The sequence below is a fragment of the Winogradskyella ouciana genome, from assembly GCF_965284585.1.
GTDB classification, from domain to species: Bacteria; Bacteroidota; Bacteroidia; order Flavobacteriales; family Flavobacteriaceae; genus Winogradskyella; species Winogradskyella ouciana.
This window is the reverse complement of sequence record NZ_OZ260095.1, coordinates 336,462-354,250: the sequence shown is the minus strand read 5'-3', so window position 1 is coordinate 354,250 and position 17,789 is coordinate 336,462. Positions and strand designations below refer to the sequence as shown.

The window sequence follows — 17,789 nt, the reverse complement described above, 5'->3', positions numbered from 1 at the left end:
CAGAATAACAAGATTACTTCTTATTCTGTTGATCTTTTATAGTATCCTCATTAATATCGAATTTGTTGGTGTTGGTCTTTTTTGCCACACCTTCTGGATTCAAAGGATTTTTCTGTTCTTTATCTCTTTTAAATTTTCTTTTATCTTTAGTAATTCCCATGGTTATTTGCTTTTTTATATTCATATTAATATAAGGAATTACTTATCGTTTCTGTCTCAAAAGGTTCTTAAAATCAGTAACTTAAATGTTAAAAACTATTAATTTTCAGTAGTGATAATAGGGTTAACGAAAGATGCAATGGTTTCCGCGCCGTTATTGGTTAAATGTTTAATAAAGGCACTGCCAATTATTGCTCCTTTGGCGTACTTGGTCGCTTGTGTAAAGGTGTCGTTATTCGATATTCCGAAACCAACAATCTGAGGGTTTTTAAGATTCATATTGGCAATACGCTCAAAATATTCGGTTTGTGTACCTCCAAAACCAGTTTTTGCACCAGTGGTACTGGCCGAACTTACCATGTAGATAAATCCATCCGAAACCGAATCAATATATCGAATACGTTCATCAGAGGTTTGCGGTGTGATTAAAAACACATTGATAAGCCCATATTTTTCAAATGTTTCCTTGTATTCTGAATGATAGACATCAACAGGTAAGTCAGGTATAATCAATCCGTCAATACCAATTTCTTTACATTTTTTACAAAAATCTTCGACTCCATATTGTAGCATTGGATTAAAGTAACCCATAATAATTAATGGAATAGAAACTGATTTTCGAATATCTTTGAGTTGTTCAAATAATAATTCGGTAGTCATTCCATTTTTTAAAGCTGCTGTAGAGCTTGCTTGAATCGTTGGGCCATCGGCTAATGGATCACTGAAAGGTAATCCTATTTCAATCATATCCACACCACTTTTTTCAAGATTTTGAATGATGGTTACAGTGTCATCTATATTGGGATAACCTGAAGTGAAATATATCGATAGAAGCTTTTTGTCTTCTTTTAGTTTTTGGTTTATTCTGTTCAATTTTTGCGTTTTTCTTGTCATTGCGAGGAACGAAGTGACGTGGCAATCTCATCATGAGATTCCTTCACTTTGTTCGGAATGACGTTAGAGTTTAAAATAATCTATATAATTCTGTAAATCCTTGTCACCACGACCAGATAAGCTAATCACAACAATATCGTCTGGTTTAAAGGTTTTATGTTCAAAAATGGCCAATGCATGAGCAGTTTCAATCGCTGGAATGATACCTTCTAGCTGGCATAGTTCCAACCCAGCTGTCATGGCTTCATCATCTGTGGCGGAATAGAATTCTCCACGTCCAGATTTGTATAAATGCGAATGTAATGGTCCAACACCTGGATAATCCAATCCGGCTGAAATAGAGTAAGGCTCAGTAATCTGTCCATCTTTAGTTTGCATTAAAAGTGTTTTGCAACCGTGGATGATGCCTTCTTTTCCAAGTGCAGATGTGGCTGCACTCTCTCCAGAGTGAATCCCTTTCCCTGCGGCTTCTACTGCTATGATGCCAACATTTTCACTATCTAAAAAGTGATAATAGGTGCCAGCTGCATTACTGCCACCACCAATACAAGCTACTACATAATCAGGATCTTCCTTACCTTCTTTTTCTTTTAATTGCCATTTTATTTCTTCTGAAATAATCGATTGAAATTTAGTCACCATATCAGGATAGGGATGCGGTCCAATGGCAGAACCAATTATGTAATGTGTATCAACCGGATTATTAATCCAATCACGAATGGCTTCATTAGTTGCATCCTTAAGCGTTCGACTTCCAGATAAAGCAGGCCTAACTTCTGCTCCCAACATTTTCATACGTGCTACATTTGGTGCTTGCCTTGCAATGTCAATTTCTCCCATATACACAATACATTCAATGCCCATTAGTGCACAAACGGTTGCTGTAGCTACTCCATGTTGACCAGCACCAGTTTCGGCAATGATTCTGTTTTTACCCAATCGTTTTGCCATAAGGATTTGCCCAATGGTATTGTTGACTTTATGAGCGCCAGTATGGTTGAGGTCTTCACGCTTTAAGTAAACTTTGGTGTTGTGTTTTTCTGAAAGGCGTTTGGCGTAATAGAGTGGTGAAGGACGACCTACATAATCTTTTAATAATTGATGGAACTCTTCTTTAAACGAAGGTTCTGCCATTATTTTTAGATAATTCTGCCGTAGTTCTTCAACATTTGGGTAGAGCATTTCTGGGATGAATGCTCCACCGAATTCTCCGTAATAGCCTTTGTTGTTGATGTTGTAACTCATAATTATAAAATATCGTCATTGCGAATCGCATTTTTTGTGCGATGTGGCAATCTGTTTCTTTTTTCTTTTGTTCATTTTGCCTTGATGCAAAACGAACCAAAAAATCACGATCAAAATTAGGAAATTGCTAAAGCACCATTCACTTTCGGAATTCCGTGCTTGAAGCTGCGCTTCGCATCTACATTCCTTCGCTCTTTATTTCTGAATTTTGATGATTCCGCCTATGTCGGAAGTCAGGACTTTCATTCTTGTTAAATTTACTTCTAGTTCAATCTTTTTTAATTTTCTGTTTTCAATCATTAGTACTTGAATACTGTGACTGAAAACTATTTATTTAATTCGTGTTTAAATTTTTCTAATTCCTCAATATTTTTTAATCCAGGTTCTGTTTCAAATTTACTGTTGACGTCAATGCCATAGCAGTATTTTGAAGTAGGACTTCTTCTAAAATTTTTGATTTTTTCTAATTCATTCAATCCAATTCCTCCACTTAAAAAATAAGGTTTGGTTGATGGGTAATCTTTCAATACATCCCAATTAAAGGTATAGCCGTTGCCTCCTGGTAATTTGCCTTTGGTATCAAACAAATAATAATCGACTAAATCTTTATATGACCTTAATTGTGAAAAATCAAAGTTGTCTTTTATAGAGAAGACTTTAATGATTTCGGGAACTTTTATGGCCGAATCTATTAATATTCTCAAAAGGTCCTTCGTGTACTTTGCTGATTCTTTTCCGTGAAGTTGAATGACATCTAAACTATAATAGTTCACTTTATCTAAGATTGTTTGAATTGGTGCTTCCACAAATACTCCAACTTTTTTAATACCTTTTGGTAGTTCTGGAATAGCACTTTCAAAATTTCGTGGTGATTTGCCATAAAATATAAAGCCCAAATATTTGGGTTGCAGTATTGCAACGTCAGCTGTGTTATGTTTCATGCCGCAGACTTTTAGCTTCATGATTTTAAAGCTTTTATAAAATCTGTAGCACTTTGCCCTGGATCATTCGTTTTCATAAAATTTTCACCTATTAAAAAGCCTTTGTACCCATAAGGTTGTAGTTCTTTTATGGCTTCAACAGAGCTAATGCCGCTCTCAGACACCTTTACAAAATCGTTAGGGATTTGTTCACTGAGCATTTTAGAGGTTTCTAAACTGACTTCAAAAGTTTTTAGATTTCTATTGTTTACACCTAACATGTCGAGTGATGGCATAATTGACTTTTCCAATTCTTCTTCATTATGTACTTCTAGTAAAACATCTAGATTAAGACTTTTTGCAACTTCAGAGAACTTTTTAATCTCGCCTCTGGTTAAAATTGCAGCTATCAATAAAATAACATCTGCTCCATAAGCCTTAGCTTCGATAATTTGATACTCATCTATTATAAATTCCTTTCTCAAAAGAGGAAGCTTAGAACTTGCTCTTGCCAATATTAAATCATCTAAAGAGCCTCCAAAATATTTAGAATCTGTTAAAACAGACATACCACATACTCCTGCACCTTCATAGCCTTTAGCAACATCTTGTACATTAAGACTTTGGTTAATCACTGATTTAGACGGAGAGCGTCTCTTATGTTCAGCGATGATTCCAGACGGACTTGTTTTTAATTTCTGAGCAAGTGAGATTGTTTTACGTTCAAAAAGTACTGAAGCTTCTAATTGCTGAATTGGAATTAGAGATTTGCGTAAATCAACTTCTTTACGTTTATCAATTACTATTTTGTCTAAAATATTCATGTCTATTCCCACGAAAGTGGTCACCTTTTTTAATTATTTTTTGTATATCTTCCTACTTCTCACTCAATTCAATCAATTTGTCTAAACTCGCTTTTGCTTTTCCACCCAACAGCGATTCCTTAGCTAATTCAAAACCTTCTTTATGTGAAATCTGTTTTACCGTGGCTATCGCTAAACCAGCATTTGCACAAACCACATTATTATGAGCATCAGTGCCTTTTCCGCTAATTATTTTGGTAAATAATCGTGCGGCTTGGGCAACTGTATTACCACCAAAGATTTCTTTTTGTTCTATTTTGTTTACACCTAAATCTTGAGGCTCGAATAGTGTTTCAGAATTGTTTGAAATGACTTTTGTTTTTCCTGTTAAAGAGATTTCATCATAACCATCTAACGCATGTACAACAGCATAGTTTTTATCTGTTTCTTGATATAAATAGCCGTAAAGTCTTAGTAATTCTAGGTTAAAAACTCCCACCATCTGATTTTTAGGAAAAGCTGGATTAACCATCGGTCCTAACATATTAAAAAATGTTTTAACACCTAGCTCTTTTCTAATTGGTGCTACATTTTTCATAGCTGGATGAAATAAAGGGGCGTGCAATACACAAATACCTGCTTCATCAATACTACGTTTTAAAAAGTCAATATCATTAGTGAATTTTATACCTAAATGCTCCATAACATTTGAAGAGCCACAAGCGGAAGACACACCATAATTACCATGCTTTGTCACATGGACACCAGCACCTGCAGTTACAAAAGAGGACAATGTTGAAATGTTAAACGTGTCTTTGCCATCACCTCCCGTACCACATAAATCTATGGTGTTGTAGCCTTCTAATTCTACAGGAATACAAAGTTCTAAAAGCGCATCTCTAAAGCCTCTGAGTTCTTCTATGGTAATGCTACGCATCATATACACCGTTAAGAATGAAGCGATCTGACTTTGATTGTATTTGCCTTCTGATATATTAACGAGTACGTTTTTCGCTTCCTCGCTTGAGATGCTTTCTTGGTTTATTAATCTGTTTAGTATTTCTTTCATTTTATCCTCGCGGAAGCGAGTAACTTTTTAATTAATCTTCATTTAGCTTTATTCGTTTCAAATTTTCTATTTTTCGTCAATCGTCAATCGTCAATCGTCAATCGTCAATCGTCAATCGTCAATCGTCAATCGCTTTAACTATTCACCCAGTTTTTAAGAATGGTTTTCCCGTCTGGTGTTAAAACAGATTCAGGATGATATTGTACTCCTTTAACATCATAAACCTTATGCCTTAAAGACATGATTTGTCCGTTAGTATCGAAAGATGTTGCTTCTAAGCTATCAGGTAAATCTGTGTTAACAACCCATGAGTGGTAACGGCCTACTTCAAAAGTTTTATTAAGTCCTTTAAATAAGGTTTCATCATCTACAGAAACTGTAACATTAGTTGACACACCATGGTGAACCGTATCTAAATTCACTAAAGAACCACCAAAAACCTCGCCTATGGCTTGTTGTCCCAAGCACACACCCAAAATACTTTTGGTTGGTGCGTATTTCGCAATAATTTTTTTCAGTAGTCCAGCTTCATCTGGGATTCCAGGACCTGGTGATAAGATGATTTTATCAAAAGCATCGACTTCTTCTAAGGTGAGTTTGTCGTTTCTTTTTACGGTGACATGACAATCTAAATCCTGTAAATAATGTACTAGATTGTAGGTGAAGCTGTCGTAGTTATCTATGACCAATACTTTTTTCATAAGCCTTTCCCTAACCCTTTCCAGAGGAAAGGGAATTTGTTTTTTGATTTATTAATATTTGTCTTCAATTTCATGCTTTTAGTTTTTTCACTAATCACTCATATTTCTTTAGCTTGTTCAATCGCCTTTGTTAATGCTCCAAGCTTGTTATATACTTCTTGTAATTCGCTTTCAGGATTAGATTTAGCAACCAATCCTGCTCCTGCTTGCCAGAAGAGTTTATGGTTTTTACTTAAAAATGTTCTAATCATTATGGCGTGATTAAAATTGCCCTCAAAATCCATAAAACCTATCGCGCCACCATAATAAGCTCTGCTTGTTTTTTCGTACTTCTCTATAAGTTGCATCGCCATGTGCTTTGGAGCTCCACTCAATGTTCCGGCTGGGAATGTGTCAGCAACAACCTGCATAGTATCTGTGTCTTTATGTTTCGTTCCTGTGACCTTACTTACTAAATGGATGACGTGAGAAAAGAACTGAACTTCTCTATAATTTTCAACGGTAACGTTACTTCCATGTCGGCTTAGGTCGTTTCTGGCTAAGTCAACTAACATAACATGTTCACTATTTTCCTTGTCGTCCTTAATTAGTTGTTCTGCTAGCTCAGCGTCTTTTAAGTCGTTTCCTGTTCGTTTAAATGTGCCAGCAATTGGATGGATTTCTGCCTTATTATCACTTACGATCAACTGTGCTTCTGGTGAGCTTCCAAATATCTTAAAATTCCCGTAGTCGAAATAGAATAGGTAAGGTGATGGGTTAATACTTCGCAATGCTCTGTAAACATTAAACTCATCTCCGCTAAACTGTTGCGAAAACTGTTTAGAGAGGACTAACTGAAATACATCTCCTCTCGCACAATGCTTTTTAGCAAGCTCTACATTTGCTTTATATTCTTCATCTGTAAGGTTAGATTCTATATCGCCTTTTGTAGCGAAATCATAAGACGCATATTGCCTTGTTTGAATTAATTGAAGAATATCGTCAATATTATTTTCTGTATCGAAACAATGTGCAAAAATATACGCTTCATTTTTAAAGTGATTTATTGCTATGATGTTTTGATACACTGCATAGTAGATGTCCGGAATATCAATAGAACTGTCTTTTTTGGAGATGTCTATATCTTCAAAATACTTTACAGCATCATAAGCTGTATAACCAAAAATGCCATTATTAATGAATTTAAATTCTTTATTGCTATCTACTTTAAAACGTTGAGTAAACTTGTGGATTTCTTCTACTACACCAACAGTATTGGCAAAATTGTTTTTTGAACTGCCATCTGGATAGGTTTGGGAAATAACACCATCTTTAACTTGTATTGAGGCTATTGGATTGCAGCAGATATAAGAAAAACTGTTGTCATTGGCATGGTAGTCACTACTTTCCAGAAGAATACTGTTAGGGAATTTATCCCTAATCTTCAGGTAGATGCTCACTGGAGTAATGGTATCTGCCAATATTTTTTTATAATGTGTGTATAGACTAAATGTTTTCATCAATTTAAAATTAAAAAAGGCCTGTCGTGAATGACAAGCCTTTTTTTATATTATTACATACCAAGGGTTATTTCACGAACATGAGTTTGAGAAATTCCACCACCAAATATGATTTGTTTTTGTTTTCATTTGAGTGCCAAATATAATAAGGATTATTTCAATATCAAACATTTAAATTAATGTTTTGTTAATTTTTTAGTATTAAATAGATGGATTGATAACTTTATGGTTATGAAATACAGTGTTATAATAATCTTGTTGATTTTTATGTCTTGCAAGAACGAGACCGCTAAACAAGAGGTATCTGATGCTAACAATGAAAAGGAACAGTCAGTAACTCAAATCACTAATTCTGATTTTGACCTTAAAGTTTATGACTATGATGGTTTAGAGCCTTTAATTAATAAAAAAGACGAGAAGGTACATGTGGTCAATTTTTGGGCTACTTGGTGTGCGCCTTGTGTTAAGGAATTACCTTATTTTGAAACAATAAATAAAGACTACAAGGATAAGGATGTAGAGGTTTTATTGGTGAGTCTAGATTTTCCAAGAAACTACGATACCAAGTTAAAACCTTTTATAAAAAAGCATGACTTAAAATCTGAAATCGTAGCTTTTGATGATACAGATCAAAATAGATGGATACCTGCAATTAACGAAAATTGGACTGGTGCTTTACCAGCCACAATTATATACAAAGGTGATAAACGACAGTTTTACGAAAAGTCGTTTACTAAAGAAGAACTAGAAAACGAACTAAAACAATTTTTAAAATAGATTAATATGAAAACTTTAAGATTACTCGCAGTTATGGTGTTAGTGGTAACATTATCTGCTTTTACAACAACAGATGGTGATGGCTATAAAATTGGAGATATAGCTACTGATTTCAGCCTAGAAAACATTGATGGAAAAATGGTGTCTTTGTCCGATTATAAGGATGCCAAAGGGTTTATTGTAATATTTACATGCAATACTTGTCCTTACGCTGTTGCTTATGAAGATAGGATAGAGGCCCTCAATAAAAAATATGCTTCGCAAGGTTACCCAGTAATTGCTATTATGCCAAATAATACAGATGTAAAGCCTGGTGATAATATGGAAGCCATGAAATCAAGAGCAAAAGCCAAAGGGTTTACCTTTCCATATTTAATGGATAAAGGACAAAAAATTTATCCTCAGTACGGAGCTACTAAAACACCTCATGTATACATCTTAGAAAAAACTAAAAAGGGTAATGTGGTTAAATATATTGGAGCGATAGATGACAATTATAAAGATTCAAGTGCCGTAAACACCAAATATGTAGAAGATGCTGTTGATGCCTTGAAGAAGAATAAGGAAGTTCCGGTAAAAGAAACAAGAGCAATAGGCTGTTCTATTAAGGTGTAAGTGAGAAGCTTATCCTTTACTTAAAGTAAAAATGTTAAAATTCAATCCGAAGTGTAACACTTCGGATTTTTTTACGTCTATTTCATAAGGAAATGTTAATTTTGTGATTCTAAAAAAGCTTTTGTTATGGCGGATTTATCGCAAAAGGATTGGACAAAACAACTAGATAAAGACAATAATTCTGTTGTTTTGGATGTTAGAACACAAGATGAAGTTGAAGAAGGAGTTATTCCTAATGCAATTCATATCGATATTTATCAAGGTCAAGGTTTTATCGATGAGCTAGAGAAATTAGATAAAACCAAAAGCTATTATGTGTATTGTAAATCTGGAGGGAGAAGTGGGCAAGCTTGTGCTATCATGAACCAGTTGGGTTTTAACAACGCCTATAATTTAAAAGGCGGTTTTATGGAGTGGCAAGGAGATGTTGCTCAATTATAATTTTGATAAACAGCACTATTATGAAAAAAATATATTTAATCTTCGGTCTTTTATTGACACTATGCTTCGCCTCAAGTTGTTTAGACACTAAAGATGCTGCAACAGATGTAAAGCTTGTAACTGCTGAAGAAATGCAATCCATACTAGAGATGGAGGAAGTACAATTGGTAGACGTAAGAACACCACAAGAACACGAAAAAGAGCACATTGTAAATTCTCAAAATATAGATTTTACATCACCAACTTTTGATGAGGATATATCTAAATTAGACAAAGCAAAACCGGTAATTTTATACTGTAAAGGAGGTAACCGAAGTGCTAAATGTGCTAAAAAATTAAAGGAAGCTGGCTTTGAGAAAGTTTATGATCTCAAAGGTGGAATTTCTAAGTGGAAACATTCCGATAAAATAAAGATTGAGGTAAAATCTTAAACTAATTAACCAAACTTTATGTTTGGTTTTTTTTTATGTCTTTCCCATTCCTGTAAATTCTTAAGGTTTTTATAAATTAGGCGCTTGTTAATTGATAATAGAAACACAACGTTTACATTTGTGTTTTAATGCTTTATTTATGACTATTAAAAGAGTACTCCTATTTTGCTTTTTGGCATTTTGCTTTTCATTCCATTCGTTTTCGCAGATTTTAGAACCCGTTAAGTGGGAATCTGAAATAGAAAAAATATCCGACACTGAATACAATCTCATTTTTAAAGCCAATATTGACAAAGGCTGGTATATCTATTCTCAAAATAAAGTCGATAAAGATGGCTTTGCGCCAATAACTTTTTTTGAATATAGAAATCAAGATGATAACTATAAACTAGAAGGAGTTACATCAGAACCTTCAGTGGCGCCAGTATTTGATGAAATATTTGAAGAGAACGTTGTAAAATTTAAGGATCAAGCTCAATTTAAGCAGAAAATTACTGTTTTAAATGCAGATTTTAATCAGATTGAGATTTATGTAGAATATCAGACTTGTGACAACGAAAAATGTATTCCTGGAGACTATACCTTTAATTTGTCATTAGACGGTTCAGCAATAGAAAAAGAGGAGGTCACGGTAGATGAAAGAAGTAAACAACTTTCAGAGGCATTAGACCTCAATGTAACAGGTTGGGATAAATACGAAAAGCAAACTACAGATGGTAAGGGCTTCTTTGGGATATTCCTCCTTGGGTTTTTAGGAGGTTTGATAGCCTTGTTAACCCCTTGTGTGTTTCCAATGATTCCGCTTACGGTATCTTTCTTCACTAAAAGTTCTGGCGATTCTAAAAAAGGATTGTTTAACTCAATACTTTATGGACTTTTTATCTTTTTGATTTATGTACTGTTAAGTATTCCATTCCATGTTATGGATTCTTTGGATTCAGGAATTCTTAATACTATTTCTACAAACGTTACCCTAAACATTATATTCTTCGTCATTTTCATAGTATTCTCATTTTCATTTTTCGGATATTTTGAACTCACTCTACCTCAATCATGGAGTGCAGCCATGGACAGTAAAGCCAATAAAATTGGTGGTATAGTCGGCATCTTTTTTATGGCTCTAACCTTAGCAATTGTGTCCTTTTCATGTACTGGGCCAATTCTAGGAGGTTTGTTGGGTAGTACAATGGCTTCAGATGCTAGTGCCATGCAATTAAGTATGGGAATGGGCGGATTTGGCTTGGCCTTAGCTTTGCCATTTACGCTATTTGCTATGTTTCCTAAATGGCTCAACTCATTGCCGAAGTCTGGTGGTTGGCTAAATACAGTAAAGGTTGTTTTAGGGTTTTTAGAATTAGCATTAGCACTTAAATTCTTGTCCAACGCAGATTTAGTAGAACATTGGGGACTTTTAAAGCGAGAAGTATTTATAGGACTTTGGGTTATTATTGGTATAGGGTTGGCCTTATATCTATTTGGGAAAATTAAATTCCCTCATGATGGGCTTTTACAAAAATTGAGCAAAGTTAGAATTACTACGGGTATTTTGGTTGTGGCTTTTGTCATTTATCTATTACCTGGCTTAACCAATACTAAATACGCTAATTTAAAATTGTTAAGTGGTTTTCCGCCTCCAATGTTTTATAGTTTATATGAAAAAGCATCAGAATGTCCGCTAGATCTTAATTGTTATAAGGACTTAGAAGAGGGAGTTGCTGCGGCAAAAGCAGAAAACAAGCCTATTTTATTGGATTTTACGGGTTGGGCATGTGTTAACTGTAGAAAGATGGAAGAACAGGTGTGGAGTACACCAGAGGTGTATGATGTATTGCTTAAGGATTATGTTATTATTTCACTTTATGTAGACGACAGAAAGGAATTACCAGAGGAAGAACAATTTCAATATTTAAGATCTAATGGTACGGTAAAGGATATTGAGGATATTGGAGATAAGTGGACAGCTTTACAGACCATAAATTTTCAGAATAATTCCCAGCCGTATTATGCACTACTAGATCATAATATGGGACTTTTAAATCATCCTACAGGAAATACACCAAATGAAGATGTATACGCTGAGTGGTTGAAAACTGGTTTAGAGAATTTTAAAAAGCAAACAGCATTAGGTAAAAAGTAGCATATACAATTTATCTCCAAGATAATAACCTAAACCGAGCACCAAAGGATAGCCAATCAACAGCCAGAAATAATCTATAATTGAAATTTCTTTAAGTGCTGATATACCTTGGTCAGTAAGTAAGTTGATAAAGTCATACCAAGATTTTAGTCCTAATTTAACTACGATACCATTAGCAATTATAGCAATAATTAAAATGGCTAATCCGATGATGTAGATTCTAATCATAGTTAATTGTTTTTGCTTTCAATTTATTACCATGCAATTTACGAAGCTTTTTAAGCTTTGGTGTAATAAACGTTTTACAAAAGGGCTTTTCAGGATTTTTTAGATAATAATCCTGAATAGCTTCTCGAGATGCTTTAAACTTCGAAAACATATAGACTTCGGTAATCAACTTTCCGTCGTATTCGTTTTGAAAATCTACTATCAATTTTTCACATTCAATTTTTTGACCTTCGGAAAATACATAAATGGCAGAACGGTATTTTTTTCGCATGGAATGGTTAGAGGTGCTTTTATGTGTTTCTAAATGCACTTCAATTAAAGTTCTCAATGAAATCATTTCTGTATTAAAATGAACAATAACAGCTTCTGAAAACGCATGTTGTTCTCCAATTGAAGCAACATAACCTTGTTCCACCATGCCAACTCCAATCAATGATTGAAATACAGCTTCTGTGCACCAGTGGCAACCACCTCCCAAAGCAATTTTAGTTTTCATGCGACAACATATAATTATTTAAAAAGTGAATGACTTTCTGCTCTGACATTTCGCAAGGCTTGAGTAGCTCATTGTTATTGGTTATATAATAGTTTAAGCTTATGAAATCACTACCACCAAGTTCTTCGGCATAAATTTTTATACTTTTTCCGTTATTAAAATCATTACGAGTTACTCCGTATGTTTTGTCTTTGTAATTGACTTCAGAGTATCCTATAGGGATATTTTTAATTTTTTCTAAAAGCATAAAAACCCATTCTCTTACCTAAGTATTTTTCAATTTATCCGAATGTAGTTTGCGCAGTTTGGCCAACTTTGGGTCTATCACATAACTGCAATAGCCATAATTAGGATTGTTTTTGTAAAAATCCTGATGCTCTTTTTCAGCTTCGTAAAAAATTTCTGCTTTAGAAAGTTCGGTTACAATTGGCTTATCGTAATAAGGTGTTAGTGCGTCAAAAACAGCTTCAGCAATTTCCTTTTGGTTTTCATTATGATAATAAATAACAGAACGATATTGCGTGCCTCTGTCCGCTCCTTGTTTATTTAATGAGGTAGGATCGTGGGTGGTCATAAAAATAACAAGAATATCTTCGTAAGAAATCACATTGGCATCAAAGGTGATTTTCACTACTTCGGCAAAACCTGATAAACCAGAACAAACTTCTCTATAGGTTGGTCTACCGGGAGCATCTCCACCAGTATAGCCAGAAACTACTTTCTCTACGCCTGCAACCTCTTCAAAAACTGCTTCGGTACACCAAAAACAACCTCCACCAACAGTTGCTGTCTGAAGATTTTTATTGATCATCAACGCTTTCTTTTTGTAGGGTTAATGATTCGGAATTAACGCAATAACGCAAACCGCTTGGTTCTGGACCGTCTGGGAAAACATGACCCAAGTGAGCATCGCAAGTATTGCACATCACCTCTACACGCACCATACCGAAGGAAGAATCCTTTTCATATTTAATGGCATTCTCTTTAATAGGCTGTGTAAAGCTCGGCCAACCTGTGCCAGAGGTAAATTTTATGGTAGAATCAAATAATGGTGTATCGCAGCATATACAATTGTATTGACCTTCGTCGTAGGCTGTACAGAGTGCTCCACTGTGTGGTCGCTCAGTCCCTTTTTCTCTTGTAATTCGGTATTGTTCTGGAGTTAATTGAGCTCTCCATTCAGCTTCTGATTTTTCAACGCGTCTATCTGGCGTTGGATTTCCGTTAACGGAAAAGTTGATAACATCTTTCCAAGTTAGCATATTATGATTTTTGTTATAATCGAATGTGATTTCAATTTAAGATTAGTCGACAAAAAGTGAGATTACTTTCAATATTAATTATTGCGCAATGCGTTTATCAATTGTTTTTTACTCATTTTGGATCTTCCGTCAATACCTACATTTTTCGCTTGTTCGTAAAGTTCGGCTTTTGTCCATTCCTCATACGGACTCGCTTTCCCTCCTTTTTTACCTGCATTTGGAGTGTTGGCAATACGCGCCGATTTTTCTTTGCTGTAACCTTTACCTCTTAAGGCTTCGTATTGATCTTCGTTTTTTACTCTAGGTCGTTCCATAAGATATACTTTTCTTTCTCTATAAAATTCTAAAAATAATTAGTACTCGTTTTGTTCATTACGTTTAAAATTTTGCTGAAACACTATTAAACATCATTTATTGTGTATCAAAATTATGTATTGCTTTAATATTAAATTGATAAAAGCACCTATAATAACGATTAATTTATGATTTTTGATAAAACAAGTTTTTAATTCCCTATGGTTATATTGTCAAAAAATCATTTTCATACCAGACTTTCATTAATCATACTTATGGTTTTTGGTCTGCAATCACAATTTCTAGCACAAGAAAAGGATAAAGCGATATCAAAAAGTATATATTTTACAGCCAATCTCGGCCAGGAATCCCACTCAAAGGCCAATCAAATATTAAAGGCTATAGTAAATGCTTCTCAAAGCGACTCTAATGCCGCTTTTGTAGGATTGGGTAACAGTACTAGGTCCAAAGGGTATCCAGAATCCAAAAGTGAAAGAAAGGCTGAGGAAGCGTTTTTAGTGACTAATGTCTTAGAGCCACTTTCTGGTTTTAATGGTGAAATTATTTTTATTCCTGGTAAGTACGAATGGAATAAAGGTGGCCATAAAAATATTGATGATCTCGAATCATTTTTACAAGATAATAGCGACGCTAAATTTTGGCCAAACGACGGTTGTCCAATAGAGCGTGAAACATTAAGTGATGAGGTAGAGTTGGTTATGGTAGATACACAATGGTATCTTGAAGATTGGGACGACCACCCTTATATTAACAACGATTGTGAGATTAAAACGCGAGAGCAATTCTTTCTTCAGTTTAAAGATGAACTTAAAGATGAGCAGAATAAAACTATTGTGGTGGCACTTCATCATCCAGTGCTTACAGCCACAAGAAAAGGATTGATTGGTCGTATGGGTGGCTTATCTAAGCAAGCCTATTACCACAACGATATGCAATATTTGGTTGGCCGTTTAGAAACCTTGGCAAGTCAATTTCAAGATGTGATATTTGTTTCTGGTAGCGATAAAAACCTTCAATTTTTAAAAGATGATGGTATTCCGCAAATTATTAGTGGCGCATCGGGAAAAACTTCGAAATCAAACCCAAATGAAGACGATGGCCATTTTGGTTCAGACAAGACAGGATTTGCAAAGTTGAATGTCTTTAAGGATGGGAGCTCAGAAGTCGAAATTTATACAGTTAATGGGAGTGATGTTACAAAAGCATTTACAACCAAAATCAAATTGAAAAAAGGAGAACTTGAAGATTTTGACTATCATCAAAAATCTGATTTCGGTTCAACATACAAAGACGTTATTTACACAAAAGAAGAAGTTAATAAATCTAGTTTTTACAAATGGTTTTGGGGAGACCATTATCGTGAAATCTATGGTCGCGAGATTGAGGCTCCCGTTTTGTTTTTAGATAGTTTGCCCAATAACGTTAGGGCAATTACCGAAGGTGGAGGAAACCAATCGCGAAGCTTAAGGTTAATTGATGACAATGAGCACGAATATACCATTAGGGAACTACGAAAAAGCGCATTAAGGTTTTTACAATCTAAAATAAAGGATCATTATGTGATAGACTATGCAGATGATACTGTTGTAGAGGACATAGTTCAGGATTACTACACAACAGCTCAACCTTACGCACAGTTTGCCATAAACGAACTTTTAGATGCAATTGATATTCCACATGCCAACCCTAAAATTGTCTATGTGCCAAAACAAAAACGTTTAGGAAGGTTTAATGAAAGTTATGGTGATAAACTTTACATGTTTGAAGAACACGTAGGAGACGAAAATAAAGAATTTGACACCTTCGGAAATGCAGATGATATAATCAGTACCAAGGATATGTTGTTAGAGCTCCAAAATGATAAAGACGTTAAAATCGATGAGGCCAGTTATTTAAGAGCAAGATTATTTGATATACTCATTGGTGATTGGGACAGACATGCAGATCAATGGCGTTGGGCATTGCACGAAAAAGAAGATGGTATGCTACTTTACAAACCTATACCGAGAGACCGTGATCAAGCTTTTCCAAAATACGACGGTGTGTTTCCTGCAATCTTAAAATTAACTTCTCCATTGGCGAGAAATATGCAGACTTATGCGTCAGAAGTTGATAATATTAAAACATTTAACAATGCCGTCTATTATTTAGATAAAAGCTTTATAAACGAGGCAAGTTGGGAGGACTGGAAAAACCAGGCGGAAAATATTCAAAATAGTTTAACTGATGAGGTTATTGATAATGCCTTCGCGAATTTACTTGAAGATACCAAGGACGAAAGTACTGAGCATATCAAATCTGTTCTAAAACAGCGAAGAGAAAATATGGTATCCATTGCCAAAGATTATTACGATTATTTTAAAAAACACGAAATAGTCGTAGCAACCAATAAAGACAATAAGATTACCATAGAAAGGATGTCTAGAGGTAAAACCAAGGTTCTTATTACCCAAAAAGACAAAATTATTTTAGAGAACACCTATAATAAAGACGAAACTAAAGAACTTTGGATCTATGCATTAGACGGTGACGATGAAATTACAGTAAAAGGCGAAGGAAATAATTATATACACACCAAGATTTTTGGAGGAGAGGAAAATGATATTTATAATATTGAAAACAGTAAAGCTGTAAAAATTTACGATTACAAATCAAAAAAGAATACGTTTAACGGTTCAGTTAGCAAGTGGCTAACTGATAGTTATGATGTAAATAATTATGATCCACAAAAGCGAAAAGATGCTAATAATGTTTTGTTGCCAACCATAGGATTTGATCCTGATGCAGGTTTTAAAACCGGTGTAACCAATACACTTACAACCTACAGTTTGCTAAGAAATCCTTTTACTACAAAGCATACATTGAATGCTTCGTATTATGCTGCAACTTCAGGTTTTGAATTTTCTTATGTTGGTGAGTTTGCACACGTATTCTACAACTGGAATTTAGAATTGGATGCAAGAGTGACAAGCGATAAATATGCTATTAACTTCTTTGGTATTGGAAATGAGACCCCTTATGATGGAGATACGGATGATTTAGACTTTAATAGAACAAGAATTAGCCAATGGCATATACAACCATCACTTATCTATAAAACTGAAGGAAATGTAAATGCACATGTGGCGGCACGAGTAGAATCAAACCAAGTTGATGACGGCCAGAATGGTTTCGTACAAGCATTCCTAAACCCAGATAATGATGTATTTGATAATCAAATATATGCAGGCGCAGAGGTTGGTGTAGAATTTAATAATAAATCAGGAATGATTAGTTTACCAACACGAGGGTTGCAATTAGGTTTTGTAGCTGGGTACAAGCAAACTATTGATTCAGATTTCGATAATAAATTTACATACCTTACACCAACAGCGTCCTTTATTTACCCGATTCATGAAAGTGGTTTGGCGACTTTGGCAACTAAAGTTCAGGCAGATTTTAGATTCGGTGATAACTATGAGTTTTACCACGCAGCTACAGTTGGCGGCAATAATAGTTTAAGAGGTTTCAGAAACGAACGTTTTATGGGGAAAACAGCCTTTTTCCAAATGACAGATCTCAGAGTGTGTTTTTTAGAACAGCGCACTGGCTTTGTACCTTTGAGAATAGGTGTAACGGGTGGCTTTGACCTTGGTCGTGTTTGGAACGATAATGAAGATTCAGACAAATGGCACAACAGTTATGGCGGTTCGGTTTTTATAAACGGATTTCAGGCATTTACAGCTAATATAGGGTATTACAAAAGTGTTGAAGATAGCCGTATCATATTTACGGCCGGATTTAGGTTTTAAACTAAT

At 34.8% G+C, this 17,789-nt stretch carries 20 protein-coding genes; 6 read left to right on the top strand and 14 right to left on the bottom strand.

From position 1 onward, the window contains the following. Window positions 1-13 precede the first annotated feature (13 nt). The 8 genes from ACQ65V_RS01585 to ACQ65V_RS01550 form a co-directional block, all read right to left on the bottom strand. The gene (locus ACQ65V_RS01585; protein WP_430466622.1) at window positions 14-160 is read right to left on the bottom strand and encodes a hypothetical protein; all 147 of its coding nucleotides are present in this window, start codon (window positions 158-160) and stop codon (window positions 14-16) included. A 98-nt stretch (window positions 161-258) separates the two neighbouring features. Further along, entirely contained in the window at window positions 259-1,032 is a 774-nt protein-coding gene (trpA, locus tag ACQ65V_RS01580) for a tryptophan synthase subunit alpha (RefSeq protein WP_430466621.1), read from the bottom strand. A gap of 84 nt (window positions 1,033-1,116) precedes the next feature. After that, on the bottom strand, window positions 1,117-2,298 hold the full coding sequence (trpB, locus tag ACQ65V_RS01575; RefSeq protein WP_430466620.1) for a tryptophan synthase subunit beta: 1,182 nt from the start codon (window positions 2,296-2,298) through the stop codon (window positions 1,117-1,119). Window positions 2,299-2,624: 326 nt separating this feature from the next. Next, window positions 2,625-3,239 carry a phosphoribosylanthranilate isomerase gene (locus tag ACQ65V_RS01570; RefSeq protein ID WP_430466619.1) on the bottom strand — a complete coding sequence of 205 codons (615 nt, stop codon included), beginning with the start codon at window positions 3,237-3,239 and terminating at the stop codon, window positions 2,625-2,627. A 17-nt stretch (window positions 3,240-3,256) separates the two neighbouring features. Further along, complete coding sequence (trpC, locus tag ACQ65V_RS01565; protein ID WP_430466618.1) at window positions 3,257-4,042, bottom strand: indole-3-glycerol phosphate synthase TrpC; 786 nt, start codon at window positions 4,040-4,042, stop codon at window positions 3,257-3,259. Between the two features lie 52 nt (window positions 4,043-4,094). Next, on the bottom strand, window positions 4,095-5,090 hold the full coding sequence (trpD, locus tag ACQ65V_RS01560; protein WP_430466617.1) for an anthranilate phosphoribosyltransferase: 996 nt from the start codon (window positions 5,088-5,090) through the stop codon (window positions 4,095-4,097). Between the two features lie 134 nt (window positions 5,091-5,224). Then, window positions 5,225-5,791 carry an anthranilate synthase component II gene (locus ACQ65V_RS01555; RefSeq protein WP_430466616.1) on the bottom strand — a complete coding sequence of 189 codons (567 nt, stop codon included), beginning with the start codon at window positions 5,789-5,791 and terminating at the stop codon, window positions 5,225-5,227. 98 nt (window positions 5,792-5,889) lie between these two features. After that, window positions 5,890-7,290, bottom strand: coding sequence for an anthranilate synthase component I family protein (locus tag ACQ65V_RS01550; protein ID WP_155088535.1), 1,401 nt, complete (start codon window positions 7,288-7,290; stop codon window positions 5,890-5,892). 267 nt (window positions 7,291-7,557) lie between these two features. Between ACQ65V_RS01550 and ACQ65V_RS01545 the strand changes: the two genes are divergently transcribed. The 5 genes from ACQ65V_RS01545 (at window position 7,558) to ACQ65V_RS01525 (ending at window position 11,691) form a co-directional block, all read left to right on the top strand. Then, entirely contained in the window at window positions 7,558-8,067 is a 510-nt protein-coding gene (locus tag ACQ65V_RS01545; RefSeq protein ID WP_430466615.1) for a TlpA family protein disulfide reductase, read from the top strand. 6 nt (window positions 8,068-8,073) lie between these two features. Continuing rightward, window positions 8,074-8,682 (top strand): thioredoxin family protein, encoded by a 609-nt coding sequence (locus ACQ65V_RS01540; protein ID WP_430466614.1) that lies wholly within the window; start codon window positions 8,074-8,076, stop codon window positions 8,680-8,682. A 126-nt stretch (window positions 8,683-8,808) separates the two neighbouring features. Then, window positions 8,809-9,123, top strand: a complete 315-nt coding sequence (locus ACQ65V_RS01535) for a rhodanese-like domain-containing protein (protein WP_155088538.1) — start codon at window positions 8,809-8,811, stop codon at window positions 9,121-9,123. Between the two features lie 20 nt (window positions 9,124-9,143). After that, a complete protein-coding gene (locus ACQ65V_RS01530) occupies window positions 9,144-9,554 on the top strand; it encodes a rhodanese-like domain-containing protein (protein WP_430466613.1) in 411 nt (136 codons plus the stop codon). Between the two features lie 139 nt (window positions 9,555-9,693). After that, window positions 9,694-11,691 (top strand): protein-disulfide reductase DsbD family protein, encoded by a 1,998-nt coding sequence (locus ACQ65V_RS01525; protein ID WP_202913886.1) that lies wholly within the window; start codon window positions 9,694-9,696, stop codon window positions 11,689-11,691. Here the strand turns inward: ACQ65V_RS01525 and ACQ65V_RS01520 are convergent. The 6 genes from ACQ65V_RS01520 to ACQ65V_RS01495 form a co-directional block, all read right to left on the bottom strand. After that, a complete protein-coding gene (locus ACQ65V_RS01520) occupies window positions 11,677-11,919 on the bottom strand; it encodes a DUF7672 family protein (protein WP_155088540.1) in 243 nt (80 codons plus the stop codon). The two genes, ACQ65V_RS01525 and ACQ65V_RS01520, sit on opposite strands and share 15 nt — an antisense overlap. Beyond that, window positions 11,912-12,415 (bottom strand): peptide-methionine (S)-S-oxide reductase, encoded by a 504-nt coding sequence (locus ACQ65V_RS01515; RefSeq protein WP_155088541.1) that lies wholly within the window; start codon window positions 12,413-12,415, stop codon window positions 11,912-11,914. The genes ACQ65V_RS01520 and ACQ65V_RS01515 overlap by 8 nt, the downstream gene beginning before the upstream one ends. After that, the gene (locus ACQ65V_RS01510; RefSeq protein ID WP_155088542.1) at window positions 12,405-12,662 is read right to left on the bottom strand and encodes a peptide methionine sulfoxide reductase; all 258 of its coding nucleotides are present in this window, start codon (window positions 12,660-12,662) and stop codon (window positions 12,405-12,407) included. Before ACQ65V_RS01510 ends, ACQ65V_RS01515 begins: the two co-directional genes overlap by 11 nt. Before the next feature lie 18 nt (window positions 12,663-12,680). Beyond that, window positions 12,681-13,226 (bottom strand): peptide-methionine (S)-S-oxide reductase MsrA, encoded by a 546-nt coding sequence (gene msrA / locus ACQ65V_RS01505; protein ID WP_155088543.1) that lies wholly within the window; start codon window positions 13,224-13,226, stop codon window positions 12,681-12,683. Next, the gene (msrB, locus tag ACQ65V_RS01500; protein ID WP_155088544.1) at window positions 13,216-13,677 is read right to left on the bottom strand and encodes a peptide-methionine (R)-S-oxide reductase MsrB; all 462 of its coding nucleotides are present in this window, start codon (window positions 13,675-13,677) and stop codon (window positions 13,216-13,218) included. Before msrB ends, msrA begins: the two co-directional genes overlap by 11 nt. 74 nt (window positions 13,678-13,751) lie before the next feature. Next, on the bottom strand, window positions 13,752-13,991 hold the full coding sequence (locus tag ACQ65V_RS01495) for a DUF7218 family protein (protein WP_430466612.1): 240 nt from the start codon (window positions 13,989-13,991) through the stop codon (window positions 13,752-13,754). Window positions 13,992-14,246: 255 nt separating this feature from the next. Here ACQ65V_RS01495 and ACQ65V_RS01490 point away from each other — a divergent pair, with 255 nt between their 5' ends. Next, entirely contained in the window at window positions 14,247-17,783 is a 3,537-nt protein-coding gene (locus tag ACQ65V_RS01490) for a metallophosphatase (protein WP_430466611.1), read from the top strand. Window positions 17,784-17,789 lie beyond the last annotated feature (6 nt).

Bases quoted from the DNA above. Each gene is read 5' to 3' on its own strand.
- ACQ65V_RS01585 (WP_430466622.1), bottom strand. From the start codon at position 160: ATGGGAATTACTAAAGATAAAAGAAAATTTAAAAGAGATAAAGAACAG.
- trpB (WP_430466620.1), bottom strand. From the start codon at position 2,298: ATGAGTTACAACATCAACAACAAAGGCTATTACGGAGAATTCGGTGGA.
- ACQ65V_RS01570 (WP_430466619.1), bottom strand. From the start codon at position 3,239: ATGAAACATAACACAGCTGACGTTGCAATACTGCAACCCAAATATTTG.
- trpC (WP_430466618.1), bottom strand. From the start codon at position 4,042: ATGAATATTTTAGACAAAATAGTAATTGATAAACGTAAAGAAGTTGAT.
- trpD (WP_430466617.1), bottom strand. From the start codon at position 5,090: ATGAAAGAAATACTAAACAGATTAATAAACCAAGAAAGCATCTCAAGC.
- ACQ65V_RS01555 (WP_430466616.1), bottom strand. From the start codon at position 5,791: ATGAAAAAAGTATTGGTCATAGATAACTACGACAGCTTCACCTACAAT.
- ACQ65V_RS01550 (WP_155088535.1), bottom strand. From the start codon at position 7,290: ATGAAAACATTTAGTCTATACACACATTATAAAAAAATATTGGCAGAT.
- ACQ65V_RS01545 (WP_430466615.1), top strand. From the start codon at position 7,558: ATGTCTTGCAAGAACGAGACCGCTAAACAAGAGGTATCTGATGCTAAC.
- ACQ65V_RS01540 (WP_430466614.1), top strand. From the start codon at position 8,074: ATGAAAACTTTAAGATTACTCGCAGTTATGGTGTTAGTGGTAACATTA.
- ACQ65V_RS01535 (WP_155088538.1), top strand. From the start codon at position 8,809: ATGGCGGATTTATCGCAAAAGGATTGGACAAAACAACTAGATAAAGAC.
- ACQ65V_RS01530 (WP_430466613.1), top strand. From the start codon at position 9,144: ATGAAAAAAATATATTTAATCTTCGGTCTTTTATTGACACTATGCTTC.
- ACQ65V_RS01525 (WP_202913886.1), top strand. From the start codon at position 9,694: ATGACTATTAAAAGAGTACTCCTATTTTGCTTTTTGGCATTTTGCTTT.
- ACQ65V_RS01520 (WP_155088540.1), bottom strand. From the start codon at position 11,919: ATGATTAGAATCTACATCATCGGATTAGCCATTTTAATTATTGCTATA.
- ACQ65V_RS01515 (WP_155088541.1), bottom strand. From the start codon at position 12,415: ATGAAAACTAAAATTGCTTTGGGAGGTGGTTGCCACTGGTGCACAGAA.
- ACQ65V_RS01510 (WP_155088542.1), bottom strand. From the start codon at position 12,662: ATGCTTTTAGAAAAAATTAAAAATATCCCTATAGGATACTCTGAAGTC.
- msrA (WP_155088543.1), bottom strand. From the start codon at position 13,226: ATGATCAATAAAAATCTTCAGACAGCAACTGTTGGTGGAGGTTGTTTT.
- msrB (WP_155088544.1), bottom strand. From the start codon at position 13,677: ATGCTAACTTGGAAAGATGTTATCAACTTTTCCGTTAACGGAAATCCA.
- ACQ65V_RS01495 (WP_430466612.1), bottom strand. From the start codon at position 13,991: ATGGAACGACCTAGAGTAAAAAACGAAGATCAATACGAAGCCTTAAGA.
- ACQ65V_RS01490 (WP_430466611.1), top strand. From the start codon at position 14,247: ATGGTTTTTGGTCTGCAATCACAATTTCTAGCACAAGAAAAGGATAAA.